Origin of the sequence: Variovorax stachyos (assembly GCF_051400855.1) — a bacterium.
GTDB lineage: Bacteria > Pseudomonadota > Gammaproteobacteria > Burkholderiales > Burkholderiaceae_C > Variovorax.
Genome location: NZ_JBLFFN010000001.1, coordinates 257,230 through 282,515, shown reverse-complemented (window position 1 = coordinate 282,515; position 25,286 = coordinate 257,230). Strand labels below are relative to the sequence as shown.

Genomic DNA, 25,286 nt, shown 5'->3' with positions numbered 1-25,286 from the left:
ACTGGGCCTGGCTGAACTGCTCGATGCGCGCCACCGGGCAGCCACCGATGCGGCCCATGCAGCCTTGTGCAATAACCGCCTCATGATTTCATGGGAGCCGGCCCGGCGCCTCGATGTGCCTTCTGAGACCCCAAGACGACGCTGGCGGGGCCTGCCGCGCTGGTGCGGCGCGCTGGCACTGGTGGCCCTGGCAGCCCTTGCCGGCCATCAGCTCGCCATGCAGAACGGCCTGACGCGGCTGCGCGAGGCGGCCGAGCATCGGCTCGACATGCTCGCGACCGGGCTCGATGCCGACCTGGCCCGTTTCGAGTACCTGCCCGCACTGCTGGAGATGACGCCCATCGTCCCGGCGCTGCTCGGCGCGCCGTCGGATGCGGGCCTGCGCGATGCGGTCAACCGCTATCTCGACGGCGTCAATGCCGCGGCGGGCGCCGAGATGCTCTACGTGCTGGACGCCGCCGGCACCTCGCTGGCCGCTTCCGACTGGAACCGGCCTGGCACCACCGTCGGCCAGGACCTGTCGTTCCGGCCCTACGTGATCGATGCGCTGCGGCAAGGCAGGGGCCGCTTCTACGGCGTCGGCATCACCAGCCGCAAGCCGGGCTACTACCTTTCGTACGCCCTGCGCCGCGACCAGCCGGCGCGCGGCGTGGTGGCGGTCAAGGTCAATCTCGAGGAGTCCGAGCGCGCCTGGCGCCTGCTGCCGGGCAACGTGATGGTGATCGATCAGCGCGGCGTGGTGATCCTCGCCACCCGCGACGACCTGAAGTTCCGGCCGCTGCGGGCGCTGGAGTCATTGCAGCGCGCCGAGGTGCAGCGCTCGCGCCCCTATGGCGAAGCCGGCCTGCAGCCGCTGCATTGGACGCAGAAGGAGGCGCTGGCACGCGACGTGCAGATCATCGCGCTCGACGGCGTGGACCAGCTCGCATCGGCGCGCGCGCTGCGCGGGGCGCCCTGGCAGCTGGTGGTGCTCGACGATCTGGCGCCGGTGCGCGTGGGCGCGCGGTACGCGGCCATCACGGCGAGCCTGGCCATGGCCGTGCTGCTGCTGATCGCCGTCACGCTGTGGCAGCGGCGCCGCGCCGTGCGCCAGAAGCTGGCCAACCAGGCCGCACTGCAGGCAGCGCACGACAGCCTCGAATCGACCGTGGTCGCGCGCACCGCGCAGTTGCGCGCGGCGCAGGGCGAGTTGGTGCATGCCGGCAAGATGGCCGCGCTGGGCCAGATGTCGGCGGGCGTGGTGCACGAACTGAACCAGCCGCTCACGGCCATGCGCACGCTCTCGGAGAGCGCCGCCATCCTGCTCGACAAGAGCCGCTTCGACGAGGTGCGCGGCAACCTGCAGCGCATCCGCGGCATGGTCGACCGGCTGGCGCGCCTGACCTCGCAGCTCAAGACCTTCGCGCACAAGAGCGAGCTGCAGCTCGCGCCGGTGGCGCTGGCGCAGGCGATGGCCGATGCGCAGCTCATGGTTGCCGAAGCCTCGAAGAAGAACGGCATCGCGATCGACATCGACGTGCAGCCCGCCACCCTCGCCGTGCTGGCCGAGGAGGCCGCACTGGGCAGCGTGCTCGTCAACCTGATGCGCAACGCCATCGATGCCATGCAGGACTCTCCCCGGCGCACGCTGCGGCTCGAGGCAAGGCCGCAGGAAGGCCGCGTGATGCTGCGCGTGAGCGACACCGGACCCGGCATTGCGCCGGACATTCTGGCGCGCCTGTTCGAGCCCTTCGTCACCAGCAAGCCGGCGGGCACCGGGCTGGGCCTGGGCCTCGTGATCTCGGCACAATTGGTGCGGGCCATGGACGGCACGCTGCGTGCAGCCAACCTGCCGGAGGGCGGCGCCTGCTTCGTCGTCGACCTGCCGATTGCCATCCACAACATTCCCAGTCACCAGCTGGAAGGAGTGATCAACAAGTGAGCGATGCGCCTGTCATCCGCGTGCTGCTGGTCGAGGACGACGAGGACGTCCGGCTCAGCACGACCCAGATGCTGACCCTGGCCGGCTTCGAGGTCGAAGCCTTCGCGAGCGTCGAGCGTGCGCGTGCGCAGATCAGCTTCGGCGTGCCGGCCATCGTGGTCAGCGACGTGCGCCTGCCGGGCCTGAGCGGCACCGAGTGGCTGCTCGAGCTGCGCGAGGCCGATGCCGAGCTGCCCGTCATCCTGGTGACCGGCCACGGCCACATCGCCATGGCGGTGCAGGCCATGCGCGAGGGCGCCTACGACTTCATCGAGAAGCCTTTCAGCTCCGAGCGGCTGGTGGCGATCGTGCGCCACGCCATCGAACGCCGGCAGCTCACGCTGCAGGTGCGCGAGCTGCGCGATGCGCTGGAAAACTGGCACGGCATCCAGGCGGTGCTGATCGGCCGCTCGGCGCAGATGCAGCAGGTGCGCCGCACCGTGATGACGCTGGCCGAGACCTCGGCCGATGTGCTGATCTACGGCGAGACCGGGACCGGCAAGGAGCTCGTCGCCCGCTGCCTGCACGAGCACAGCGAGCGCCGCCGCCAGCATTTCGTGCCGCTCAACTGCGGCGGCCTGCCCGAGGCGCTGGCCGAGAGCGAGTTGTTCGGCCACGAGGCCGGCGCCTTCACCAGCGCCAACCGCGTGCGCGTGGGCAAGTTCGAATACGCCCATGGCGGCACGCTTTTTCTCGACGAGATCGAGAGCATGCCGATGGCGGTGCAGATCAAGCTGTTGCGTGCCTTGCAGGAGCGCTCGATCGAGCGCATCGGCTCCAATCGGGCCATTCCCTTCGACTGCCGCGTCGTGGCGGCGAGCAAGGAAGACCTCAAGGACCTCAGCGACCGGCAGAAGTTCAGGGCCGACCTGTACTACCGCCTCGGCGTCGCCTTCATCGAGCTGCCGCCGCTGCGCGAACGGCGGGAGGACATCCCGCTGCTGTTCGAGCATTTCACGCTGCTGGCGGCCGCGCGCTACGGACGCGTGGCGCCGATCCTAAGCGGGGCGCAGGTCGCCGACCTGATGGCCTACGCCTGGCCCGGCAACGTGCGCGAGCTGCGCAACGTGGCCGACCGCTTCGTGCTGGGCCTGCTGGGCGAGCGGCTGACGCTGACGCGCGGCCCCGCCGAAGGGATGCCCGCGCTGCCGCGCGGCCTGCCGCAGCAGGTCGAGTCGTTCGAGCGGGCGGTGATCGTCGAAGCGCTTCGCAAGCACCAGGGCGACCAGCCGGCCACTGCCAGTGCCTTGGCGATCGCGCGGCAGACGCTGCACGACAAGCTGCGCAAGCTCGGCATCACCGCGGACGAATTCAAGTCCTAGCTCAGCTGGCCGCCGGTCTCGCGCACGTCCTCGCGCACCACGAGCGCCGTGGCCACCGCGATGCGCAGCGCGGCGATCACGGTGTCGAGTGCCATGCTCGGCGCGCCGGGACTGCGCGCCGCCTGCTCGGGCAGGTAGGGAATGTGGATGAATCCCCCGCGCATGCCCGCCGCCAATGGCCGGGTCGCGATGCGGTGCATGAGGCCGAAGAAGAGGTGATTGCAGACGAAGGTGCCGGCGCTGTTCGACACCGCGGCCGGAATGCCGCCCGCGCGCAGGTCGCGCACCATCGCCTTGATCGGCAGCGTCGAAAAGTAGGCCGCCGGCGCGCCCGCCACCACCGGCACATCGATGGGCTGGCAGCCGGCGTTGTCGCAGATGCGGCCGTCGTCGACGTTGATCGCCACGCGCTCGGGCGTGATCTCGCTGCGCCCGCCGGCCTGGCCGACACCGATCACCAGCTGCGGCTGCAGCTCGTCGATGGCCGCGTCGAGCTCCCGCAGTGCAGCGCCGAAGACGCAGGAGATGCGGCGTGCATGCACGAAGGCGCCTTCGCAGCGCCAGCCCTCGAGCGCGCGCACCGCTTCCCATGAGGGATTCAACGCATCCTTGTCGAAGGGCTCGAAGCCCGTCAGCAGCACGCTCGTCACAGGCGGCCCGGACGCTCAGGCGGTCGCAGCGACCGTGATGCCTTCGCGCTCGAGGCGCTCGCGGATACGGCGCGCAAAGGCCAGCGCATGCGCACCGTCGCCATGCAGGCAGACGGTCTGCGCGTTGACGCTGACCACCGTGCCGTCGATCGCTGTCACGCGGTGATCGCGCACCAGCGACAGCGTCTGGGCCAGCGACTGCTCTTCGTCCTCGATCAGGGCGCCGGGCCGGCTGCGCGGCACCAGGCTGCCGTCGGGCATGTAGCCGCGGTCGGCGAACACCTCCTCGACCGGCTTCAGGCCGGCACGTTCGGCGGCGCCGATCATGCCGCTGCCCGCGAGGCCGAAGAAGCGCAGACCGGGGTCGAAGCGCCGCACGGCCTCGCACAGGGCCTCGGCGAGCACCGGGTCCTTCACGGCCTGGTTGTAGAGCGCGCCGTGCGGCTTGACGTGCGCCAGCGTGCCGCCCTCGGCCTTGACGATGGCCGCCAGCGCGCCGACCTGGTAGAGCACGCCCGCGACGATCTCCTCGGGCGGCAGATGCATCTCGCTGCGGCCGAAGTTCTCGCGGTCGGGAAAGCTGGGGTGGGCACCGATCGCGACGCCGTTGTCCAGCGCCCAGCGCACGCATTGGCGCATGGTCTTTGCGTCGCCCGCATGCCAGCCGCAGGCGATGTTGGCCGAGCTCACGAGCTTGAGCAGCGCCTCGTCGTTGTCGCAGCCTTCACCGAGGTCGGCGTTGAGGTCAATCCGCATGGTGGCTTTCTCCTTCGGCCGGATTGTGCGCCGGCACCAGCCACCCCGCAGCGGCCAGGGCCTGGCCGATCTGCGCGAGGTAGCGCCGCTGCTCGGCCCAGGCCTGGAGGGCCGCCGCGGCATCCACCTGCGCGAGGCGCAGGCGGCCGTTGAGGGGCGCCCGGGCGAGCTTCCAGAGATCGGCGCGGATCACGACGCCGATGCGCGGATAGCCGCCGGTGGTCTGGGCATCGCCCATCAGGATGATGGGCTGCCCCGAAGGCGGCACCTGGATCGTGCCGGGAATCACGGCGGAGGACAGCATGTCCGCGTTGCGCTTGCGCTTGAGCTCGGGCCCATCGAGCCGGTTGCCCATGCGGTTGCTCTGCGCCGTGATGCGCCAGGACGCAGCCCACAGCTGCTCGCGCGCGGCGACGGTGAACTGTTCGAGCTCGGGGCCGGGCATGACGCGCAGGACGACCGCGCCCTCGCTGTCCTGCTCCCACGCCGGCGCGCGCACGCCGAAGGCGCGCCGCGCCAGGCGGGCCGCGTCGAGGCTGGACGCGCCCAGGGGCAGCCGGTCGCCCTTCTTCAGCGCACGCCCCAGATGGCCGCCGAAACCGGCCTTGAGGTCGGTGCTGCGCGAGCCGATGACCGGCGGCACGTCGATGCCGCCGGCAACTGCGAGCCAGCTGCGCAGGCCCGCCTTCGCGCTCCATTCGTTCGCGGGGCCGAGCCGGAGCACCTGGCCGGCCTGCACCGGGACGCTCCAGCAGGGCCACAGTGGCGCGCCGTCCAGGCGGGCGCCGAAGTCGTCACCCGTCAGCGCGATGCGGGTCGGCGTTTCGAAGCGGATCTCGCAGCCGCCCAGGGTGAGCTCGAGGCCGGCCGCGCCGTCGTCGTTGCCCACCAGCCGATTGGCCAGCGCGAGCCCGAGCGCGTCGAGGGCGCCGCCTGGGCAGATGCCCTGCTGCCGATGGCCGTAGCGGCCCAGGTCCTGCACAGAGGCCAGCAGGCCGGGGCGCAGCACGGTGAGGGCGCCCGCGGCCCTCACAACTCGGCACTTTCGACGACGAAGCGCACGCGGTCACCCGGACGCAGCAGCGTGGGCTCGGCCGCGCGCGGATCGAAGAGCTCGAGCGGGGTGCGGCCGATCAGCTGCCAGCCGCCGGGCGAGACTAGCGGATAGATGCCCGTCTGCGCCCCGCCGATGCCGACCGAGCGGGCCGGCACCGCCACGCGGGGCTCCGCACGCCGTGGCGTTGCCAGCTCCGGCGGCAAGCCGCCCAGGAAGGCGAAGCCCGGCAGGAAGCCGAGCAGGTAGACCACGTAGTCGGCCTCGCTGTGGCGCCGCACCACCTCGGCCGGCGCCAGCCCGGTGTGCGCCGCCACATCGGCCAGGTCCGGGCCGGCCTCGCCGCCATAGGCCACGGGAATGCGGATCTCGCGCCCCTCGATCGCCATGCCCGCGAGTTGCGGCCACGCCGAAAGCACCTGCATCTCGAGCTCGGCGGCATCGACCTCTTCGGGGTCGAAAAGCAGGCTCAGGTTGTTCATGCCCGGCAGCACCTCGTGCACGCCGCGCCATTGCAGGGCCTCGTTCGCCAGCGCCCAGATCTGTTGCTGCTGCGCCAGCGTGGCGGGCGCAGGCAGCTCGCACAGCAATGCCGCGTCGCCCAGTGCGTGCAGGCGCGGCCGGTGATTCATGCGCTGGCAGGCCCTTGGCTGCGCACCTTGGCAAGCAGGTTTTCCTGCACGTTGCGCGAGACGAACTTGTCGACCTCGCCACCGAGCATCGCGATCTCGCGCACGAAGGTGCTGGAGATGAACTGGTACTTGTCGCTGGGCGTGAGGAACACGGTCTCGACCTCGGGCATGAGCGAACGGTTCATGCCGGCGAGCTGGAACTCGTAGTCGAAATCGGTCACGGCGCGCAGGCCGCGCACCATGGCCTTGCCGCCGCGCGCCACGACGAAGTCGCGCAACAGGCCCGAAAAACTCTCCACCGAGACCTGGTCGCTGAAGGGCGCGACTGCCGTGCGGGCCATGTCGATGCGCTCCTGCAACGTGAACAGCGCCTTCTTGTGATGGCCTGCGGCCACCGCGACGATCACCTTGGAGAACAGCTGGGTCGCCCGGCGCACCACGTCTTCGTGGCCGAGCGTGATGGGGTCGAAAGTGCCGGGGTACACCGCGATCACGTTGCTGGACATGGTTGCTTCCTCCTGGTGCAGCCGATGCGGCCGGGTCGGCGGATTATGCAGCGGTGTCAGACGCAAGTATCAAGCAGGCATCAAGAGATGCGCATGTACCGCGCCGGCCTTGAGGTATCGGAACACGCCGAGGCCGAAGGTTGCGAGTTCCTCGTCCGGCCAGCGATGCGCCGCTTCGAGGTAGACCACGCCCTCGGGCCGCAATGCGCGCGCGGCGGCGCGCAGGGCGGGCGCGTAGAGCGCCGTGCTCTCGAAGGGTGGGTCGAGGAACACCGCATGCAGGCTGCCCGAGGCGGCGCGCTCGAGCGCGGTGACGCCGTTGCCCCGCTCGATGCGGACGGCACCGGCTTCCAGCTTTGCCTTCAACGCCTGCAACTGCGCGGCCAGCGCTGCGTCCTGCTCGCACAGCAGCACGGAGGCCGCGCCGCGCGAGGCAGCCTCGAAGCCGAGCGCACCGGTGCCCGCGAAGGCGTCTATGCAATGCCAGTCCGGCAGCTCGCCGCCGCCGGCGCCGGCAAGACTGGCAAGCCAGTTGAAGAGAGTCTCGCGCACGCGGTCGGGCGTGGGGCGCAGGCCGGGCTTGTCCGCCACGGCCAGGCGCGTGCGTTTCCATTGGCCACCGATGATGCGGACCTCGTTGCGGCGCGCATCGGCCGGTCTGGGGGCCGGCTTCACGACGCCGCTTCGGGCAGGTGTGCGCTTATTCATCGTGGATCTCGTCGTCCGCCGCATCCATCGCCATCTTTGTCGCTCCTCGTTGCGCTATGAGGCGAAGATGGTAGCCAAGCAGCAGCGGGCGCCTTCACGGCTTTCCGCCGACCACGACCGTGACCATGCGATCGGGCTGCAGCTTGCGCGCGAAGGCGGCCTTGACATCGGCCGCGGTGACCGCGTTCATGCGCGCGGTCCAGGTTTCGAGGTAGTCGAGCGGCAGGTCGTTCCACGCGATGTTGGACACGTTGCCGAGCAGCTTGCGGTTGCTGTCGAGCAGCAGCGGGAAGCCGCCGATCAGGTTGTCCTTGGCAGCCTTGAGCTCGGCCGCGGTCGGCCCCTCCGCGACGAACCTGGCGAGCACCTCGCGCGAGACCTTCACCGCCTCGGCTGCCTGGTCGGGCCGGGTCTGGAAGCCGATGCGGAACGAGCCCGCGTGCAGGCCCGGCGAAAAGGTGCTGTAGACGCTGTAGGCCAGGCCTCGCTTCTCGCGCACCTCCTCGGTCAGGCGCGAGACGAAGCCGCCGCCGCCCAGGATGTAGTTGCCGACGGTGAGCGCGAAATGGTCCGGGTCGCGGCGCGCGTAGCCGGGCTGGCCGATCCAGACATGGGCCTGGGCCGAGTCGAATGGCAGGCGCTCGTCCTTGCCGGCAGCGAGCGGGGCGACTTCGGGAACGGGGGGCAGCGCGGCGCAGCCGCCAGCAGGTACGGGCAGGCGCGACAACAGCGTGTTCGCGATCGCCTCCGCCTGCGCGCGCGTGACTGCGCCGACGATGCTGAGCTTGGCGCGGCAGGGCTGGATCAGTTGCTCGTAGCGCTGGCGCATCGCGACGGTGTCGATGCGCGCCAGCGTGGCCTCGGTCGTGTCCAGTCCGTAGGGATGGTCGCCGTACACGAGCTGCGAGAAGGTGCGCCCCGCCAGGGTTGCGGGCTTGGTGTTGGCTTCGCGGATCGAGGCGTTCAGGCGCTCGCGCTCCCGCTGCCACACGTCCTCGGGGAAGGCCGGCTCGCCGATCTCGCGGGACGCGAGCTGCACCGCCTTGCCCAGCAGCGCCGGCTCGGACAGCGTGCGCAGCGAGAAGCTCATGCGGTCGGAGCCGGCGCTGGCGTCGAAGCTGGCGCCGAGATCGGCCCAGGCCTCGCCCAGGGCGTTCTGGTCCATCGCAGATTCATAGGCGCCCACGCTCGGCACCAGCGTGCCCTGGCTGCCCCCCGAGGGGGCTGTCCCGCCTTGGGGCGGCCCGGCGGCGGGGCGCCCGCTGGCACGGATGCCTTTCTCGACCATGCCGGCAGTCACGCCGGCCAGCCCGGACTGCGCCGGCGGGTCGCGGCGGCTGCCGGCATCGAAATCGATCTGCACGTCGACGATGGGCAGGGCGTCGGTGGTAGCGAGGTAGACCTTGGCGCCGCTGGGAAGTGTCCAGTGCTCGATGGGCACGGCCGCATGCGCCGCGGTGCCGGCAAGCGCAAGTGCCAGGTACGCCAGGCGCAGCAGGGTTCGGGTGTTCTTGAGGCTCGACATGGTGGGGCCGTTCCGGGTCTTCAACGCAGGTCGCCCGCAGGCGCCGCGAAGCCGCGCGCGCGGCGTTGGGGATCAGGCGGCAGCGGCCGCAGGGTGGCAACCGTCAGCTGGTCGTCGCCGAAGTACTTCGCGGCCACTGCCTGCACCTCTTCGGCCGTCACCTTCTGCAGGCGCGCGATGATGCGCGCGCTGGCGTCGAGCGGCAGGCCCTGGACCCAGTGGCTGCCGAGTTCGCGCGCCTGCGCCATGACCGAGTCGAGCTTGTAGATCTCGCTGGCCGTCCATTGGGTCTTGACGCGCGCCAGCTCGGCCGCGCCGATGCCCTCGCGGGCGATCTTCGCCACCTGCTCCCGCAGCGCGGCCTCGACCGCTTCGGGCGTCTTGTCGGCGGCAGGCACGCCGTCGAGCACGAAGATCTGAGGGCCGCGGCCGACGAAGCCCGCGTACGCGCCGGCGGAGTCGGCCACGCGGCCCGGGCCCTGCGTGAGCGCGCGGTCGAGCCGCGCGCCGGGATAGCCGTCGAGCACGGCGGACAGCACCGTGAGCGCGTACGCATCGCTCGCACCGTCGAACTGGTCGGTAGCCGGAATCTGCGGCGTACGGAAAGCCAGCGAGACGTAGGCCTGCTCGGCAGGCGCCTTGAACTCGACGCGCCGGATGCCGCGCTGCGGCGGCTCGATGCGTGGCTTGCGCTCAGGCACGGCGCGGGTGGGGATACGGCCGTAGTACTTCTCGGCCAGGGCGCGCACCCGCTCGACATCGACGTCGCCGGCCACCACGACCGCCGCATTGGCAGGCACGTACCAACGCCGGAAGAAGTCACGCGCGTCGGCCGGCGTCATGGCGTCGAGGTCGCTCATCCAGCCGACGATGGGACGGTGGTAGGGCGAGGCGATGAAGATGGCGGCGTTCTGCAGCTCGCCGAGCAGGGCGCGCGGCTGGTCGTCGGTGCGCAGGCGGCGCTCTTCCTTGACGACTTCGATCTCGCGCTTGAATTCTTCGTCCGCCCACTGGTTGTTCGCGAAGCGGTCGGACTCCAGTGCCATCACCTCTTCCAGCTTGTCGGCCGGGATCTGCTGGTAGTAGCCGGTGTAGTCGCGCGTGGTGAAGGCGTTCTCGCGCCCGCCCAGCGCGGCGACCCGGCGCGAGAACTCGCCGGGCTTGAGCGCCCGGGTGCCCTTGAACATCATGTGCTCGAGCACGTGCGCCACGCCCGAGGTGCCGTCGACCTCGTCGAAGGAGCCGACGCGCACCCAGAGCATCTGGACCGCGGTCGGCGCCCGCCGGTCGGGCTTGACGATCAGGGTCATGCCGTTGGCAAGGGTGAACTGGCGGGCCTGGACGGGCTGGATGATCGCGGCAGGGGCGGGGGCGTCCGGTGGAGGTGTCTGCGCCAGGACGGCTCCGGCCCACGACGCCATCAGCACCGAGGCCAGCACCGCACCAGACGCAGCACGGCGTGGCGAGGGGTGTTTCATAGAATGGGTCGGATTGTAAAAACCCCCCGATGTTCAGTTTCTTCAAGAAAAAGCAGGTCCCCGACAGCTCCACGCCGGCGCCTGCGCCTGCCGAGACGCCTGCCGAGACGCCCGCCGAGCCGCCGGCGCCCGCCAGGTCGGTGTTCTCGCCGTCCAGGTGGTTCGGCGCCAAGCCGGTCGAGCCGCCACCCGCGGAAGCCCCCTCCCAGGTCTCGCCTGCAGCGGCCCCCGAGGCGCCGGTCCCTGCCCCTGCCGCCGAGACGCCCGCGCCGGTGAGGGTGCCCGCGGTGGCGCCTCCGGAAGTCGCGCCGCCCGAGCGCAGCGGCTGGCTCAGCAAGCTCAAGACGGGCTTGCGCAAAACCGGCAACAGCATCACCGCCGCCTTCGTCAACGCCCAGATCGACGAGAACCTCTACGAGGAGCTCGAAGAGGCCCTGCTGATGGCCGACACGGGCGTGAAGGCCACGGAATACCTGCTGGACGACCTGCGCCGGCGCGTGCGCAGCAACATGGCGACCGAGGCCTCGCAGGTCAAGCTGCTGCTGGCCGAGGCCATCGCGGACCTGCTGCGCCCGCTCGAGAAGGATTTGGTGATCGGCGAGCACACGCCCACGGTGATCATGGTGGCGGGCGTCAACGGCGCCGGCAAGACCACCTCGATCGGCAAGCTCACGAAGCACCTGTTGAGCGAGGGCGCCTCGGTGCTGCTGGCGGCGGCTGACACTTTCCGCGCCGCCGCGCGCGAGCAACTGCTGGTCTGGGCCGACCGCAACACGGTCGAGATCGTGAGCCAGGAGGGCGGGGATCCGGCCGCCGTGAGCTTCGACGCGGTCAATGCCGGCAAGGCGCGCGGCAAGGACGTGGTGCTGGTCGATACCGCCGGCCGCCTGCCGACCCAGCTGCACCTGATGGATGAGCTCAAGAAGATCAAGCGCGTGGTGGCCCGGGCCGACGCCACGGCGCCGCACGAGGTGCTGCTCGTGATCGATGGCAACACCGGTCAGAACGCCCTGGCCCAGGTCCGGGCCTTCGACGAGGCACTGGGCCTGACGGGACTGGTCATCACCAAGCTGGACGGCACTGCCAAGGGCGGCGTGCTGTGCGCGATCGCGCGCGAGCGGCCGATCCCGGTGTATTTCATCGGCGTTGGCGAGAAGCTGGAAGACCTGGAGACCTTCAAGGCCCGGGAGTTTGCCCAGGCCCTGATGGGGTAGCCCCGGCGGTGGCGCTTCTGGCATCATGCCGAGGGGCCGCAGAGCCCGCCAGGAGACCGCCATGCACAGCGCCGCCACGCCCCTGCCGGGCACCGACCGCAAGGTCGACCGGCTGCTCGCCCACTACGGCGAGAGCCACCAGAACCCGACGAACGAGACGATCCACCTGATCGCCATTCCGGCGATCATGCTGAGCATCGTCGGCCTGCTCTACGCCCTGCATCCGTGGGTGGCCTATGCCTTCGTGGCCGCCAGCGCGGTCTACTACCTGACGCTGCGCTCCGCGACCTTCGTGATCGCCATGGGCATCTGCATCGCCCTGGCGCTGGCCGCGGTGCATGCGATGGGGGATCTTGTGCTCCCGATTTCCGCCACCATCTTCGTCGTGGCCTGGATCTTCCAGTTCGTCGGGCACAAGATCGAGGGCAAGAAGCCCTCCTTCTTCGAAGATGTCCAGTACCTGTGGGTCGGACCGCTGTTCGTACTGTCCAGACTCTTCCTGCGCCTGAACATTCGCTGGTAGCAGGCTTCCGGGCCCGGGACTCGGCGCCGTCCTACTGTTGGGGACCGGCGCCAGGATAGGCTGAGCCTATTCGTCCCATTGCAACCCCGAGGGAACCCTTGCCTTAGCACTCTGTCCAATCGAGTGCTAATATGCCCTCGAACGAAGGAGTTTGCCCAATGACAGCAATGTCCGGAGCCCCCGCCAACCAGCTCGCCGTCGCCAATCCGTGGACGATGGTGCCCTCGCTGGGTAACCTGGACGCCTACATTTCCGCCGCCAACCGCCTCCCCCTGCTGACGCAGGAGGAAGAGCAGCGCTATGCGCGCCGGTTGCGGGACCACAATGACCTGGAAGCCGCCGGCGCGCTGGTGCTTTCGCACCTGCGCCTCGTGATCTCGATTTCCCGCCAGTACCTGGGCTATGGGCTGCCGCACGGCGACCTGATCCAGGAAGGCAATGTCGGCCTGATGAAGGCGGTCAAGCGCTTCGATCCCGACCAGGGCGTGCGCCTGGTCAGCTATGCCATGCACTGGATCAAGGCCGAGATCCACGAGTACATCCTGAAGAACTGGCGCATGGTCAAGGTCGCGACCACCAAGGCGCAGCGCAAGCTGTTCTTCAACCTGCGCTCGATGAAGCAGGGCTTCAAGGCCGGCTCGGCCGACGGCGACACCCACCGCGACACGCTGAGTGCGGACGAGGTCTCCCGGATGGCGACGCGCCTGAACGTCAAGCCCGAGGAAGTGCTCGAGATGGAAACGCGCATGTCGGGCGGCGACGTGCTGCTCGATCCCAGCCCCTCGGAGGACGGCGATGACGCCTTCGGTCCGATCGCCTACCTGGCCGATGCCTCGCAGGAGCCCACCGCGCAGATCGAATCGCGCCAGCGCGACCGGTTGTCGACCGACGGCATCTCGACGGCCCTGGCGACGCTGGACGATCGCAGCCGCCGCATCGTGGAAGAGCGCTGGCTCAAGGTCAACGACGATGGCTCGGGCGGAATGACGCTGCATGAGCTGGCCGCGGTGTATGGGGTGAGCGCCGAGCGCATCCGCCAGATCGAATCGGCGGCCATGAAGAAGATGAAGAAGGCGCTGGCGGAATTCGCCTGAGCCTCCATCGCATCCATCGAAGCCCGGCACTGACCGGGCTTTTTTGTGGCTGGTCGACCTACGCCTGGCCGATGTGTGGCGCGCCTGCGCCTCAGGCGGATTTCAGCAGGGCCTTGAGGTCCGACACCATCGCCGGTACGCCCGCGCCGTAGCGCGAGTAGAGCCGCAGCCGCCCCTCGGTGTCGTAGACGAAGCTGGCGGCAGAGTGGTCCATCGAATAGCTGGTCGGCGTCTTGCCCTCGACCTTCTTGTAGTAGACCTTGTAGTCCTTCGCCAGCGCGGGCAGTTGCTCCGGCGTGGGAATCAGCGCGACGAAGCTCGGATCGAAGGCGCCCATGTAGGCCTTCATCACGGGAGGCGTATCGCGCTCGGGATCCACCGTGACGAACAGGACCTGCAGCTTGTCGCCGTCGCTGCCCAGCTGCTGCTTGACTTGCGCCATCTCGCTCATGGTGGTCGGGCAGACATCCGGGCACTGCGCGTAGCCGAAGAACATCACGACGACCTTGCCCTTGAAGTCGGCCAGCGTGCGTTGCTTGCCGTCGGCGTCGCTGAGCGTGAAGCCCTTGGCGTAGTCGGCGCCGGTGACGTCCACGGCATTGAAGCTGGGTTTCTTTTCCGAGCAGGCCGCCAGGCCCGTGCCCGCGAGCGCCGCCAGCCCGGTCCAGGCCATCAGTCGAAGTGCATGGCGCTTGTTCATGGATTCATTCATCGCAGGTAATGGTCGATCAGCAGCGCGGCAAAGAGCACGCTCAGGTGGATCAGCGAGAAGCGGAAGGTCTTGCGCGCCAGCGTGTCCGAGTAGCGGCGCCACAGCGCGAAGGCATAGCCCGTGAAACCGACGCTCACGGCCACCGCGACCGCCAGGTAGAGCCAGCCGCTCATGCCGTAGATGAAGGGCATGAGGCAGGCGGCAAACAGGATGAAGGTGTAGAGCAGCACCTGCAGCCGCGTGAACTCGTTGCCGTGCGTCACCGGAAGCATCGGCAGGCCGGCCTTGCGGTAGTCCTCCACGCGGTACAGGGCCAGCGCCCAGAAATGCGGCGGCGTCCACAGGAAGATGATGAGGAAGAGGATCAGCGCCTCGGGGCTCACCTCGCCCGTCATCGCCGCCCAGCCCAGCACCGGCGGCATCGCGCCGGAGGCACCGCCAATCACGATGTTCTGCGGGGTCAAGGGCTTGAGGACCACGGTGTAGATCACCGCATAGCCGACGAAGGTCGCGAAGGTGAGCCACATGGTGAGCGGATTCACCGCGAACCACAGCACCGCCGAGCCGGCCGCGCACAGCGCGCCCGAGAACAGCAGCGCCTGCCGGTCGCTCAGCTCGCCACGCGCCGTCGGCCGCCAGGCGGTGCGCTTCATCTTGGCGTCGATGCCCTTCTCGACCAGGCAATTGAAGGCCGCCGCAGCGCCGGCAACCAGCCAGATGCCGATGCAGGCCACCACGATGCGTTGCAGCTCTGCCATGTCGGGCAGGCCCGGCACTGCCAGCACCATGCCGATGAGGGCGCAGAACACGATGAGCTGCACCACCCGCGGCTTGGTCAGCGCGTAGAACTGGCGCAGCACGCTGGCCGCGCTATGGCTGGGAATCGAGGCCGGCGTACTCATTGGATGACCTCCGCCCTGCGGACTGCGGTGCCACGAGCCGTCGTAGCGGCAGTCACGGCGCCTTGCGCGCGTCGGCTTTCGCACAGGGCCCAGGTCAGCACCACCGCCAGCGCGGCGGCGCCGCCGGTATGCAGCACGGCGGCGACCAACGGCCAGCCCAGGAGCACATTGCCGAGGCCGGTGGCAAGCTGCAACAGCGCCAGCCCGGCCAGCCATCGTGCCTGCGGGCGCAGCGGCGCGACGCCCCGCAACCGCCAGACGAGCAGGCCGATCGCGATGAAAACAACGTAGGCCATGAGGCGGTGCACGTAATGGATGGCCGTCAGCGCCGCGAAGTCAATGGGCGCGCCGTCGGCGCCCTCCCCCAGCGAGCGCCAGATGTGGAAGCCCTGCGCGAAGTTCATCGGCGGCCACCAGCTGCCCTGGCAGGTCGGGAACTGGGTGCACGCCAGGACCGCGTAGTTGGTGCTGACCCAGCCGCCGAGCGCGATCTGCAGCAGCAGCAAGGCGCTCACCACCATCAGCAATGTGTGCAATGCGGAGGGAATGGGCGTGGGCTGTCGCTCGGCGGCTGCCTGCCGGTAGCGCACGGCCTGGATGCACAGCAGCGCCAGCAGCACGATGGCGCCGAGGAGGTGCAGCGTGACGATGGCCGGATACAGCTTCCAGGTCACGGTCAGCGCGCCGAACGCCCCCTGCAGGCAGACCCACACCAGCGTGGCCGCCGGCCACCAGGCGCTGAGCGGGCGTTCGCGTGCATGTTCCGGATTCCGTTGGTTCCGCCGCGCCACCCAGGTGGCCACGGCCAGCACGAGGATCAGGAAGCCGACGCCGGTGGCCAGGTAGCGATGCACCATCTCTACCCAGGCCTTGCCGTGCGTCACCGGGCCGGCGGGCTGTGCCGCCTCTGCCATAGCGATGTCGTGGCGCGCGCCGAAGGGGCTGGCGTTGCCGTAGCAGCCGGGCCAGTCGGGGCAGCCCAGGCCGGAATCGGTCAAGCGCGTGAAGGCGCCGAACAGGGTGAGGTCGAAGGTCAGGAACAGCGTGAGCACCGTCAGCACGTGCAGGCGCCGGGCAGCGCCATGGCCGGCGCCGCGGCGCCAGACCCAGATCAGCGGCCCGAGCGCGAGCAACACGCCGACCGCCAGGAGCCAGGCAATGGGCTTGAGGTCGTAGAGCGAGTTCGTGTCCATGCTGTGCGGGCCGTCGCGCCTAACGGCCCGGCTCGTCCCAGGAGGCCGAGGCGCGCAGGAGCCGCTCGAGGTCGCGCTTGGCGCGGCCCGCGCCGGCGGTGTCCATGCGGGCGGGGAAGCGCATCATCCAGTTGCCCATGGGATCGACGACAAAGAAGTGCTCCTGCAGTGCATGCCCTGGCGCGGGCGCCAGCCATTGCGCCAGCTGCGCCGCCGGCACCCGCAGCACGGTCGCCCCATGGAGGCCGTTCTCCAGGCGTGCGGGTATCGGGGCTGCGTCGCTCACCAGCCAGATGCGATCGAGCCGGTCCTTTTCACGGCCCAGGCTCTCGCGCAACTGGCGCTGAAGATAGAGCTGCTGTTCGCATAGCGCGTCGCAGCCCGCATCGGCCACCGTGACCAGCAGCCACTGGCCCTTCAAGGTGGAGAGACGCACGGGCGCGCCCTCGCGGCTCGTGGCGGTCAGCTCGGGCATGGTGCGCTGCGGGTCGATCAGCTCGCCGTAGACACGCCGCCCCTCGGGCCGGATCACGTAGTAGGTGAAGTAGGAGGCGATCACCGGCGCCGCGCAGCACAGCATGACCAGGATCATCTTCCAGCGGCCGTGGACCGTGCGCCGACCCTCGGCGCCATCGAGCGCCTGGCGTGGCGAGGGCATCGAATGCACCGTCAGCCCGAGCGGCTCATCGGCCATGGCGGAGGCGGCGCGCGCTGCGGTAGGGGGCGATGAATTGAAACCAGACATAGAGGATGACGACGAGGGCGGCGAGCCCGAACCACTGGAACGCATAGCCGTAGTGCTTTTCGATGCCCAGCGCGGGGACCGGCCAGTCGCGCTGCAAGCCCTCGGAGGTCGGGCCGGTCTGCAACAGCGAGACATCGGTCCGCAGGGGCAGCCCGGTCTGCTCGCGGAACGCTTCGAGATCGAGATTCTGCCGGATGGGCGAAGACCCCGGTGCTGCGGCGGGCGGCGGGGCTTCCTTGCCCAGTTCGAAGAGGTGGGCAGGCGGCGGCGCGACACGGGCCACCAGCTCGACCAGGCCGCTCGGCGTCTCGACAGGGGCGAGCTGCGTGCGGTCGGTAAAGTTGCGCTGCACCCAGCCGCGCTGCACCAGCACGGTCTGGTTGCTGTCTTCGATGGCAAATGGTGTCAGCACGTAGAAACCGGGCAGGCCATGCATCTGGCGGTTGTCCAGGTAGACGGTGTGCGGCGCGAGCCACAGGCCGCGCAGGCGCACCGGCCGGTGCATGGCGGAAGTCGCCGGATCGAGTGCGAGGAAACCTTCCTGCTCGAGCGGCGGCAGGGTCTTGCGCGCCTCGATTTCAGCCTGCAGCGCCTCCTTCTGCGCGGCGCGTGACAGCTGCCAGCGGCCCAGCGATACCGTGGCCGCGAGCATGATCAGGGCCGCCAGCGTGACCAGCCAAAAACGCCCGGCGCGCGATCGCCCCGCAGGGGGCGTCATTCCATCGTCCACACCGCGGGCCGGCCGGTGCGGCCGATAATCGGAATCATGAAATACCTTGTCGCGCTGGCCTTCATCGGCATCCTGGCGAGCCTCGGTGTCGCGCTGTTCTTCATGCTGAGGGATGGGCGCGAGGGCCGCGCCAAGAGCGGCGGAATGGTGCGCGCGCTCACCGTTCGGATCGGGCTTTCGGTGGTTTTGTTCCTGTGCCTGCTGCTGGCCTGGAAGTTCGGCTACATCCAGCCCGGCGGGCTGCCCGTCAGCAAGTAGGTCGTGCTCGTTCCACAACCCCCATGAAAAAAGCGCCTTGCGGCGCTTTCTTTTTGTGCCGTCCTGCAAGCTCAAAGCCAGTAAACCAGGAAGTACAGGCCGAGCCACACCACGTCGACGAAGTGCCAGTACCAGGCGGCGCCCTCGAAGCCGAAGTGGCGCTCCGCCGTGAAATGCCCCGCGCGCAGACGCAGGGTGATGAACAGCAGCATCAGCATGCCGATGAACACGTGCAGGCCGTGGAAGCCCGTCAGCATGAAGAAGGTGGAGCCGTAGGCGCCGGAGCTGAGCTTGAGGTTCAGGTCGGTGTAGAGGTGGTAGTACTCGTAGCCCTGCACGCCGAGGAAGATGGCGCCCAGCAGCACGGTCAGCCACATGAAGCGGATCGCCTGCGCGCGATGGTCGGCGCGCAGCGCGTGGTGCGCGATGGTCAGCGTGACGCCCGAGCTCAGCAGCAGCGCGGTGTTGATGGTCGGCAGCCAGAACGGCCCGACCGTCTGGAAGGGCTCGACGATGTCCGCCGGTGAACCCGTGGCGCCTGCGGCAAGGGTCGGCCATACGGCCTTGAAATCGGGCCACAGGAGGGCGTTGTCCAGGCTGCCGAGCGAAGGCAGTGCATGGGTGCGTGCCCACCACAGCGCGGTGAAGAAGGCGCCGAAGAACATCACCTCCGAGAAGATGAACCAGCTCATGCTCCAGCGGAACGAGAGATCCACCTTGTGGCCGTACTGGCCGCTCTCGCTCTCGCTGATGGCGCGGCGGAACCAGACGAAGAGCGTGGCCAGCCACCACACCATGCCCACCAGCAGCGACCAGGCGCCCCACTGGTGGCCGTTTATCCATTGGGCGGCGCCGAAGATCACGAAGAGCAGGCCGATCGACGCCATGACCGGATAAGGCGATGGCGAAGGCACGAAGTAGTAGGGCGTGGTGCCGTGGGTGCTTGAACTCATATCAGGTCCTGGTCTCTTCTCTCTCGATTCAAATCTGTGGGGCACTTGTCCCTGTCAGGGCGCGACGACGAACTTCACCAGCAGGATCAGGCCGACCACGAAGAGCACCGCCGCCACCAGCCCCACGGCCACGATGTGCAGCGGCGTGAGCTTGGCGATGTCTTCCTCGTAGTCGCTGTTCTTGCGCACACCGAAGAAGCCCCAGGCCACCGCCTTGACGGTGCGCAACAGGGAGCCCTTCTTGGGCGGCGGTGTCTCGGCCATGATCATGAACGCGGCTCCGCGGCCGGCGCAGGCGTGGCGGCATTGGCTGCCACGGGCGCGGGCGGTGTCTTGCCGCCGACCTCGAAGAAGGTGTACGACAGCGTGATCGTCTTGACGTCCTTGGAGATCTTCGGGTCGATCACGAAGGCGACCGGCCACTGCTTCTTCTCGCCCGCTTCGAGCGTGTACTGATTGAAGCAGAAGCACTCGAGCTTGTTGAAATAAGGCGCGGCCTGCTGCGGTGCGTAGCTGGGGATGGCCTGCGCGGCCATGCGCCGGTTCTGCACGTTCTGGAATTCGTACATCACCGTGTTGAGCTGGCCCGGATGGACTTGCATGGAGCGCTGCGCCGGCTTGAAGTCCCAGAGGCCGCGCACGTTGGCGTCGAACTCGACGGTGATGGTGCGGCTGGTGTCGACCTGCGTGTTGTCGGGCAGGCGCACGTTCTTGCCGCCGCTGGCGCCGCCCGGCACCTCGAGCTCGGAGAGCGCGAGGATGTTGATGCCGGTCATCTCGCAGATGGCGCGGTACAGCGGCACCAGCGCATAGCCGAACGCGAACATGCCGGCGGCGACGACGGCCAGCTTGCCGACCATGCGGACGTTCTCGCGACGGATGCGTTGACCGATGCTCATGTGCGACTCAGTGGCCGATCCAGACCATGCGGACGACGAAACCGATGAAGAACAGCACCGCGATGGAGGCCAGCGTGAGCCCCATGCGCCGGTTGTTCCTCTTCTGCTCAGGCGTCGTCATGGCGCGCATCCTCTCAGCCGATCACCTTGCTGGCGGTGGCGTCCAGCTTGGGCGGATTCTCGAAGGTGTGGAACGGGGCGGGCGAGGGAACTTCCCATTCCAGGCCCTCGGCACCCTCCCAGGGCTTCTGCGAGGCCTTCTCGCCCTTGCCCATCATCGTGGGCAGCACGATGAACAGGAAGAAGTAGACCTGCGCCAGTCCGAAGGCAAATGCGCCGACCGAGGCGACCGCGTTGAAGTCGGCGAACTGCATCGGGTAGTCGGCATAGCGGCGCGGCATGCCGGCCAGCCCCAGGAAGTGCATGGGGAAGAAGGTGATGTTGAAGGAGATGAGCGACCACCAGAAGTGGATCTTGCCGCGCGTCTCGTCGTACATCACGCCGGTCCACTTGGGCACCCAGTAGTAGAAGCCCGCGAACATGGCGTACAGCGAGCCGGCCACCAGCACGTAGTGGAAGTGGGCGACGACGTAATAAGTGTCCTGCAGCTGCGTGTCGATGGGGGCGATCGCCAGGATCAGGCCCGTGAAGCCGCCCATGGTGAACACGAAGATGAAGCCCACGGCGAAAAGCATCGGCGTCTCGAAGGTCATCGAGCCCTGCCACATGGTGGCGATCCAGTTGAAGATCTTCACCGCCGTCGGCACCGCGATCAGCATGGTCGCGTACATGAAGAACAGCTGGCCGGTCACCGGCATGCCGGTGGTGAACATGTGGTGCGCCCACACGATGAAGGACAGGATCGCGATTGAGGAAGTCGCATACACCATCGATGCATAGCCGAACAGGCGCTTGCGCGAGAAGGCCGGCACGATCTGGCTGATGATGCCGAAGGCCGGCAGGATCATGATGTAGACCTCGGGGTGGCCGAAGAACCAGAAGATGTGCTGGTACATCACCGGATCGCCGCCGCCGGCGGGGCTGAAGAAGCTGGTGCCGAAGTGGCGGTCGGTCAGCGTCATGGTGATGGCGCCGGCGAGCACGGGCATCACGGCGATCAGCAGGTAGGCGGTGATGAGCCAGGTCCAGCAGAACATTGGCATCTTCATCAGCGTCATGCCGGGGGCGCGCATGTTGAGGATGGTCACGATGATGTTGATCGAGCCCATGATCGACGAGGCGCCCATGATGTGCATCGCGAAGATGCCGGCGTCCATCGAGGGGCCCATCTGCAGCGTGAGCGGCGCGTAGAGCGTCCAGCCCGCGGCAGGTGCGCCGCCGGGCATGAAGAAAGAGCCCACCAGCATGATGGCCGCAGGAATGAGCAGCCAGAAGCTGAAGTTGTTCATCCGCGCGAAGGCCATGTCGGAGGCGCCGATCTGCAGCGGGACCATCCAGTTCGCGAAGCCCACGAAGGCCGGCATGATCGCGCCGAACACCATGATCAGGCCGTGCATGGTGGTGAACTGGTTGAACAGTTCGGGGTTCACGACCTGCAGGCCGGGCTGGAACAGCTCGGCGCGGATCAGCAGCGCGAGCACGCCGCCCACCATCAGCATGGTGAAGGAGAACAGCAGATACAGCGTGCCGATGTCCTTGTGGTTGGTGGCGAACACCCAGCGGCGCCAGCCGGTCGGCGCGGCGTGATGTTCGTCGTGGGCATGGTCGCCGTGGCCGTGTGCGTGGCCGTGGGGATCGATGACTGCGCTCATTGTGATATTCCTTGCAAACTCTTCGTCGTGGCGTCGTGAGGCAGCGCCGGCTTACTTGCCGCGCTGCGCCAGCACCTCGGCCGGCTGCACCAGCTGGCCCGTCTTGTTCGACCAGCTGTTCTTGGTGAAGGTCGCCACGGCCGCGATGTCGGTGTCGCTCAGCTGCTTCCAGGCCGGCATGGCGCCGTTGTTCGCACCGTTGAGGACGATGTGGATCTGCTTGTTGTGGTCGGGGTCGACCACGACCGCCGAGCCGTCCAGCGGCTTGATCGGGCCGGCGCCCTTGCCGTTGGCCTGGTGGCAAGCCGCGCAGTTGGCCGCATAGACCTTCTCGCCGCGCGCCAGGAGATCAGGCAGGGTCCAGACCTTGGTCGGGTCGTCCTGCTTGGCCGCCGCCTCCTTGCGCTTGCCATCGACCCACGCCGTGTAGTCGCCCTTGGAGACCACCTTCACGTGGATCGGCATGTAGGCGTGCTCCTTGCCGCAGAGCTCCTGGCATTGGCCGTAATAGTCGCCCACCTTCTCGGCGCGGAACCACGTGTCGCGCACGAAGCCCGGAATGGCATCCTGCTTGACGCCCAGTTGCGGCACGGCGAAGGCATGGATCACGTCGTTGGCGGTGGTGATGATGCGCACCTTGGTGTCGACCGGCACCACCATCGGGTTGTCGACCTTCAGCAGGTAGTCGTCCGGCACATCGCCCTTGGCGCCGGCGTCCGACATGGCCCGGTGCGAGCTGTCCAGCGTCGAGATGAAGGCCAGGCCCTCGCCCTCGCCCTTGATGTAGTCGTAGCCCCACTTCCACTGGTAGCCGGTGGTCTTGATCGTGAGGTCGGCGTTGGTGGTGTCCTTCTGTGCCACCAGCACCTTGGTAGCCGGCAGCGCCATCAGGATCACGATGATGAACGGCACGATGGTCCAGAGGACTTCGACCACCACGGATTCATGGAAGTTGGCAGCCTTGTGCCCCACCGACTTGCGGTGCTTCCAGATCGAATAGAACATGACCGCGAAGACGGCGATGAAGATCACCGTGCACAGCACCAGCATCACGGTGTGCAGGAAGTGCTGCTCTTCCGCGATCTTGGTGACACCCACCGGCAGGTTCAGCTGGCGCACCGACGGGCCGCCGGCAAGATCGTTGACTGCATGCGCCGCGCCGCCCCACATTGCACCGGCCGCCAGCAGCAGATTCGCCGGCCACTTGTTGTTGCACCAATTGCTCTTCATCGTGTTCACTTCTTCAATTTTCAAGTAACCCACCGGTCTCCACGGTGCTGCACCGCGCACCCCTCTCAGGCGCCACGCAATGCCATGCGAATCTCGCGTGCCAGCGCCGCGCGCAACTCCGGACGCACATAGCGCCCCACCTTGACCGAACGACCCTGTCCCGAGACCTCGATCAGCGAGCGGTCGCTGATCTGAGGCTCGACCCGCACCTGGTGCGGCAAGAATTCAGTGCGCTCGTAGTGCCCGCCATTCTCGAGCTCGACCACCAGCCGGCCGCCCTGCAGCGCGATGCGCTCGCCGTCCGCGGCGTGGCGCGCATAGACCAGAAAAGCGAAGCCGACCGCGCCCAGCTCGAGCCAGGCGAAGGGCAGCACCAGAGGCGCCCCATGCACCCAGAAGATGGTTCCGATGCCCAGCGAAATCACGCACAGCGATGCGTAGAGCCAGCCGAGCTGGCTCGGCGTAACCGAGCAGTTGCGCTTCAGGAACCAGTGGATGTTCTGGCCTGAGACGGTGGCAAAACGAAACACGGAATTCGACACGGGCGAGTTCAGCAAATCGGTGCGTCGATCGCCGTCAAACCCATGTCCGACAGGCCTCGATCACGGGACAATACCCGGAGTTCACGCAACGGCGGATTGTAGCGGGTGAACAAAGGGGTTCATTCTCGATGGGCCGTGCGGCTCAGTGGAGTACCTTCGCCTACGGCTGCGGTGCTATTCGCCTTCGGAGCGGCCGTGCGGCTCATCGGAACACCTTCGCCTGCGGCTGCGGTGCTATTCGCCTTCGGAGCGGCCGTGCGGCTCATGCACCCGGACGGCCGCGCTGGAGCATCGAACGCATTTCGCGCAGCGAGACCGCGCTTTCGGCCGCCAGGGCCACCCGCGGTGCCGGCTTGAAGGCATGCCCATAGATGATCTCGAAGGTCAGGGCGATCCGCCCCGCCCCTTCCGCGGACAGGGCGACTTCGGGCAGCGCGCGGCGCAGGGCGCGATGCCAGCCCCGCCCTCGCAGCCCGGGAAAGCGCGCCCGATGGAGATTGCGCCCCAGCGTGCGGAGCTCGGCCAGCGCCGCTTCGGCGCTCGGCCAGGTGAGCACGATGCGCTCCATGTCCATCACCGGCTCCGCGAAGCCGGCATGGACCAGCATGTCGCCCCAGTCGTGCATGTCGGTGAATTCGTGGCTGGCAGGCGGCCAGCCGTGGCGTTCGTGCAGCACGCGCAGCTCGCGCACGGTGTCGGGGCCGAAGCAGGAGAACATCAGGAAGCCATCCGTCGCCACCAGGCGGTGCCACCGGGCGATCAGCGCCTGCGGATCGGCCGCCATGTGCAGCGCCATGTTCGCCCAGAGCAGGTCCACGCCCTCCTCGGGCGGCGCGTCGAAGCTCGGCCGGGCGCCCTGCCAGCGCCGCGTGCTCCACCAGGGCGTCGCGAGCGCCGCGCGGGTAGGCGCGAGCAGCGCCGACTCCGGCTCGATCACGAAGGCGGCGGCATCCCGGTAGCGGCGCGCGAGCAGTGCATGCGACTCCAGCCCGCCGCGCAGCGGAGACCAGTCGGCCCAGTGGCGCGGCTGCGTCTTGATCCACTGGAGGCGGTCCTCCATGCGCCGGCCGATCTCCTCGTGCAGCCAGGGCGAACCGGCGGCAGGCGCGAGGCGGCCCCAGCGTGCGGCGGCCGCGGCATCGATGGTCGGCGGTCGCTGGGGGGAGGTAATTTCCATCGGGCGCTCAGTATATTGAGCCATGTCCAACCCTTGGCGCGAGCGCGCTTCTCTGCTCTCTTTCCTGCTCGAGCGCGTGCCGAGCCAGTGCGCGGTGTGCCGCGCCTGGCCCTCGCGCCCGGTGTGCGACGCCTGCGTCACCCGCTTCGCCCCGCCCGCCTCGCGCTGCATCAGCTGCGCGCTGCCGGTGCCGCCGGGTGTGGCCCGGTGCGGCGAGTGCCTGGCCCATCCGCCCCCGCTGGACGCCTGCCTCGCGGCCTGCGCCTACGTCTGGCCCTGGCCCGACTGCATCGCGCAGTTCAAGTTCCAGGGCCGCGCGGGCTGGGCCGCACCGCTGGCGACCCTGCTGCGAAGCGCCCCCTGGGTCGAGCCGGCCCTGGAGCAGGCCGACTTGGTGCTGCCGATGCCGCTGGCGAAAAACCGGCTGCGCGAGCGCGGCTTCAACCAGGCGCACGAGCTGGCGCGCCGGCTGGCGCCGCAGAAGACCGATCCAGGGCTGTTGTTGCGCACACGAGAGACGCCGCCGCAAAGCGGCCTCGCGCGTGCCGAGCGGCTGCGCAACCTGCGCGGCGCCTTCGCGCTCGAGCCGCTGCGCGCGGAAGCCGTACGCGGGCGGTGCATCGTGCTGGTGGACGATGTGATGACCAGCGGCGCCTCGCTGTTCTCGGCGGCTCAGGTGCTTCGCACCGGCGGGGCCGCACATGTGACTGCGATGGTGCTGGCAAGGACCGATCCGCCGTCTTGAAGAGAA

The 25,286-nt window shown here is 68.6% G+C and carries 28 protein-coding genes; 7 read left to right on the top strand and 21 right to left on the bottom strand.

From position 1 onward, the window contains the following. Window positions 1-82 precede the first annotated feature (82 nt). Both ACMGEZ_RS01400 and ACMGEZ_RS01395 read left to right on the top strand, forming a co-directional pair. Window positions 83-1,921: a sensor histidine kinase gene (locus tag ACMGEZ_RS01400; RefSeq protein WP_436820804.1), complete on the top strand. Its 1,839-nt coding sequence runs from the start codon at window positions 83-85 to the stop codon at window positions 1,919-1,921. Beyond that, the gene (locus ACMGEZ_RS01395) at window positions 1,918-3,282 is read left to right on the top strand and encodes a sigma-54-dependent transcriptional regulator (protein ID WP_436820454.1); all 1,365 of its coding nucleotides are present in this window, start codon (window positions 1,918-1,920) and stop codon (window positions 3,280-3,282) included. The genes ACMGEZ_RS01400 and ACMGEZ_RS01395 overlap by 4 nt, the downstream gene beginning before the upstream one ends. Here ACMGEZ_RS01395 and pcp read toward each other — a convergent pair. The 8 genes from pcp to ACMGEZ_RS01355 form a co-directional block, all read right to left on the bottom strand. Then, window positions 3,279-3,932, bottom strand: coding sequence for a pyroglutamyl-peptidase I (gene pcp / locus ACMGEZ_RS01390; protein ID WP_436820453.1), 654 nt, complete (start codon window positions 3,930-3,932; stop codon window positions 3,279-3,281). The two genes, ACMGEZ_RS01395 and pcp, sit on opposite strands and share 4 nt — an antisense overlap. 15 nt (window positions 3,933-3,947) lie before the next feature. Further along, window positions 3,948-4,688: a 5-oxoprolinase subunit PxpA gene (pxpA, locus tag ACMGEZ_RS01385; RefSeq protein ID WP_436820452.1), complete on the bottom strand. Its 741-nt coding sequence runs from the start codon at window positions 4,686-4,688 to the stop codon at window positions 3,948-3,950. Beyond that, complete coding sequence (locus ACMGEZ_RS01380) at window positions 4,678-5,721, bottom strand: 5-oxoprolinase subunit C family protein (RefSeq protein WP_436820451.1); 1,044 nt, start codon at window positions 5,719-5,721, stop codon at window positions 4,678-4,680. The genes pxpA and ACMGEZ_RS01380 overlap by 11 nt, the downstream gene beginning before the upstream one ends. After that, window positions 5,718-6,374, bottom strand: coding sequence for a 5-oxoprolinase subunit PxpB (gene pxpB, locus ACMGEZ_RS01375; RefSeq protein WP_436820450.1), 657 nt, complete (start codon window positions 6,372-6,374; stop codon window positions 5,718-5,720). The genes ACMGEZ_RS01380 and pxpB overlap by 4 nt, the downstream gene beginning before the upstream one ends. Then, window positions 6,371-6,880, bottom strand: a complete 510-nt coding sequence (gene coaD, locus ACMGEZ_RS01370) for a pantetheine-phosphate adenylyltransferase (RefSeq protein ID WP_436820449.1) — start codon at window positions 6,878-6,880, stop codon at window positions 6,371-6,373. Before coaD ends, pxpB begins: the two co-directional genes overlap by 4 nt. Before the next feature lie 69 nt (window positions 6,881-6,949). Continuing rightward, window positions 6,950-7,588, bottom strand: coding sequence for an RsmD family RNA methyltransferase (locus ACMGEZ_RS01365; protein WP_436820448.1), 639 nt, complete (start codon window positions 7,586-7,588; stop codon window positions 6,950-6,952). 94 nt (window positions 7,589-7,682) lie between these two features. Continuing rightward, window positions 7,683-9,113 carry a M16 family metallopeptidase gene (locus tag ACMGEZ_RS01360; RefSeq protein ID WP_436820447.1) on the bottom strand — a complete coding sequence of 477 codons (1,431 nt, stop codon included), beginning with the start codon at window positions 9,111-9,113 and terminating at the stop codon, window positions 7,683-7,685. Window positions 9,114-9,133: 20 nt separating this feature from the next. After that, window positions 9,134-10,591, bottom strand: coding sequence for a M16 family metallopeptidase (locus ACMGEZ_RS01355; RefSeq protein ID WP_436820446.1), 1,458 nt, complete (start codon window positions 10,589-10,591; stop codon window positions 9,134-9,136). Between the two features lie 29 nt (window positions 10,592-10,620). Between ACMGEZ_RS01355 and ftsY the strand changes: the two genes are divergently transcribed. From ftsY to rpoH, 3 genes are all read left to right on the top strand, one after another. Continuing rightward, window positions 10,621-11,805, top strand: a complete 1,185-nt coding sequence (gene ftsY, locus ACMGEZ_RS01350; protein ID WP_436820445.1) for a signal recognition particle-docking protein FtsY — start codon at window positions 10,621-10,623, stop codon at window positions 11,803-11,805. A 61-nt stretch (window positions 11,806-11,866) separates the two neighbouring features. Then, window positions 11,867-12,328 (top strand): Mpo1 family 2-hydroxy fatty acid dioxygenase, encoded by a 462-nt coding sequence (locus tag ACMGEZ_RS01345; protein ID WP_436820444.1) that lies wholly within the window; start codon window positions 11,867-11,869, stop codon window positions 12,326-12,328. A gap of 158 nt (window positions 12,329-12,486) precedes the next feature. Further along, window positions 12,487-13,422, top strand: coding sequence for an RNA polymerase sigma factor RpoH (gene rpoH / locus ACMGEZ_RS01340; protein ID WP_436820443.1), 936 nt, complete (start codon window positions 12,487-12,489; stop codon window positions 13,420-13,422). Between the two features lie 91 nt (window positions 13,423-13,513). Here rpoH and ACMGEZ_RS01335 read toward each other — a convergent pair whose 3' ends face one another. From ACMGEZ_RS01335 to ACMGEZ_RS01315, 5 genes are read right to left on the bottom strand one after another with little or no spacing between them, the layout of a single operon-like run. After that, on the bottom strand, window positions 13,514-14,122 hold the full coding sequence (locus tag ACMGEZ_RS01335) for an SCO family protein (RefSeq protein ID WP_436820442.1): 609 nt from the start codon (window positions 14,120-14,122) through the stop codon (window positions 13,514-13,516). An 8-nt stretch (window positions 14,123-14,130) separates the two neighbouring features. Then, window positions 14,131-15,036 carry a heme o synthase gene (gene cyoE, locus ACMGEZ_RS01330; RefSeq protein WP_436820441.1) on the bottom strand — a complete coding sequence of 302 codons (906 nt, stop codon included), beginning with the start codon at window positions 15,034-15,036 and terminating at the stop codon, window positions 14,131-14,133. Beyond that, entirely contained in the window at window positions 15,033-16,229 is a 1,197-nt protein-coding gene (locus ACMGEZ_RS01325; RefSeq protein ID WP_436820440.1) for a COX15/CtaA family protein, read from the bottom strand. Before ACMGEZ_RS01325 ends, cyoE begins: the two co-directional genes overlap by 4 nt. A 19-nt stretch (window positions 16,230-16,248) precedes the next feature. Continuing rightward, window positions 16,249-16,974, bottom strand: coding sequence for a redox-active disulfide-containing membrane protein (locus ACMGEZ_RS01320; RefSeq protein WP_436820439.1), 726 nt, complete (start codon window positions 16,972-16,974; stop codon window positions 16,249-16,251). Further along, complete coding sequence (locus tag ACMGEZ_RS01315) at window positions 16,913-17,692, bottom strand: SURF1 family protein (protein WP_436820438.1); 780 nt, start codon at window positions 17,690-17,692, stop codon at window positions 16,913-16,915. Before ACMGEZ_RS01315 ends, ACMGEZ_RS01320 begins: the two co-directional genes overlap by 62 nt. Window positions 17,693-17,740: 48 nt before the next feature. On the opposite strand from ACMGEZ_RS01315, the gene ACMGEZ_RS01310 reads away from it, so the two are divergent. Beyond that, on the top strand, window positions 17,741-17,962 hold the full coding sequence (locus ACMGEZ_RS01310; RefSeq protein WP_436820437.1) for a twin transmembrane helix small protein: 222 nt from the start codon (window positions 17,741-17,743) through the stop codon (window positions 17,960-17,962). Window positions 17,963-18,033: 71 nt separating this feature from the next. On the opposite strand, the gene ACMGEZ_RS01305 is transcribed toward ACMGEZ_RS01310, so the two are convergent. From ACMGEZ_RS01305 to ACMGEZ_RS01270, 8 genes are all read right to left on the bottom strand, one after another. Further along, window positions 18,034-18,915: a cytochrome c oxidase subunit 3 gene (locus ACMGEZ_RS01305; protein ID WP_436820436.1), complete on the bottom strand. Its 882-nt coding sequence runs from the start codon at window positions 18,913-18,915 to the stop codon at window positions 18,034-18,036. 54 nt (window positions 18,916-18,969) lie between these two features. Further along, complete coding sequence (locus ACMGEZ_RS01300; protein ID WP_436820435.1) at window positions 18,970-19,185, bottom strand: DUF2970 domain-containing protein; 216 nt, start codon at window positions 19,183-19,185, stop codon at window positions 18,970-18,972. Next, window positions 19,182-19,814: a cytochrome c oxidase assembly protein gene (locus ACMGEZ_RS01295; protein WP_436820434.1), complete on the bottom strand. Its 633-nt coding sequence runs from the start codon at window positions 19,812-19,814 to the stop codon at window positions 19,182-19,184. The genes ACMGEZ_RS01300 and ACMGEZ_RS01295 overlap by 4 nt, the downstream gene beginning before the upstream one ends. 7 nt (window positions 19,815-19,821) lie before the next feature. After that, window positions 19,822-19,935, bottom strand: coding sequence for a cytochrome oxidase small assembly protein (locus ACMGEZ_RS01290; protein ID WP_436820433.1), 114 nt, complete (start codon window positions 19,933-19,935; stop codon window positions 19,822-19,824). Between the two features lie 13 nt (window positions 19,936-19,948). Beyond that, window positions 19,949-21,586, bottom strand: coding sequence for a cytochrome c oxidase subunit I (gene ctaD / locus ACMGEZ_RS01285; RefSeq protein WP_436820432.1), 1,638 nt, complete (start codon window positions 21,584-21,586; stop codon window positions 19,949-19,951). Between the two features lie 51 nt (window positions 21,587-21,637). Continuing rightward, window positions 21,638-22,816, bottom strand: a complete 1,179-nt coding sequence (coxB, locus tag ACMGEZ_RS01280; protein WP_436820431.1) for a cytochrome c oxidase subunit II — start codon at window positions 22,814-22,816, stop codon at window positions 21,638-21,640. Window positions 22,817-22,881: 65 nt separating this feature from the next. Continuing rightward, a complete protein-coding gene (locus ACMGEZ_RS01275; protein WP_436820430.1) occupies window positions 22,882-23,358 on the bottom strand; it encodes a DUF2244 domain-containing protein in 477 nt (158 codons plus the stop codon). A 262-nt stretch (window positions 23,359-23,620) separates the two neighbouring features. Further along, a complete protein-coding gene (locus tag ACMGEZ_RS01270; RefSeq protein ID WP_436820429.1) occupies window positions 23,621-24,535 on the bottom strand; it encodes a biotin synthase in 915 nt (304 codons plus the stop codon). Window positions 24,536-24,557: 22 nt separating this feature from the next. Between ACMGEZ_RS01270 and ACMGEZ_RS01265 the strand changes: the two genes are divergently transcribed. Next, window positions 24,558-25,280, top strand: coding sequence for a phosphoribosyltransferase family protein (locus ACMGEZ_RS01265; protein WP_436820428.1), 723 nt, complete (start codon window positions 24,558-24,560; stop codon window positions 25,278-25,280). The last annotated feature ends 6 nt before the right edge of the window (window positions 25,281-25,286 follow it).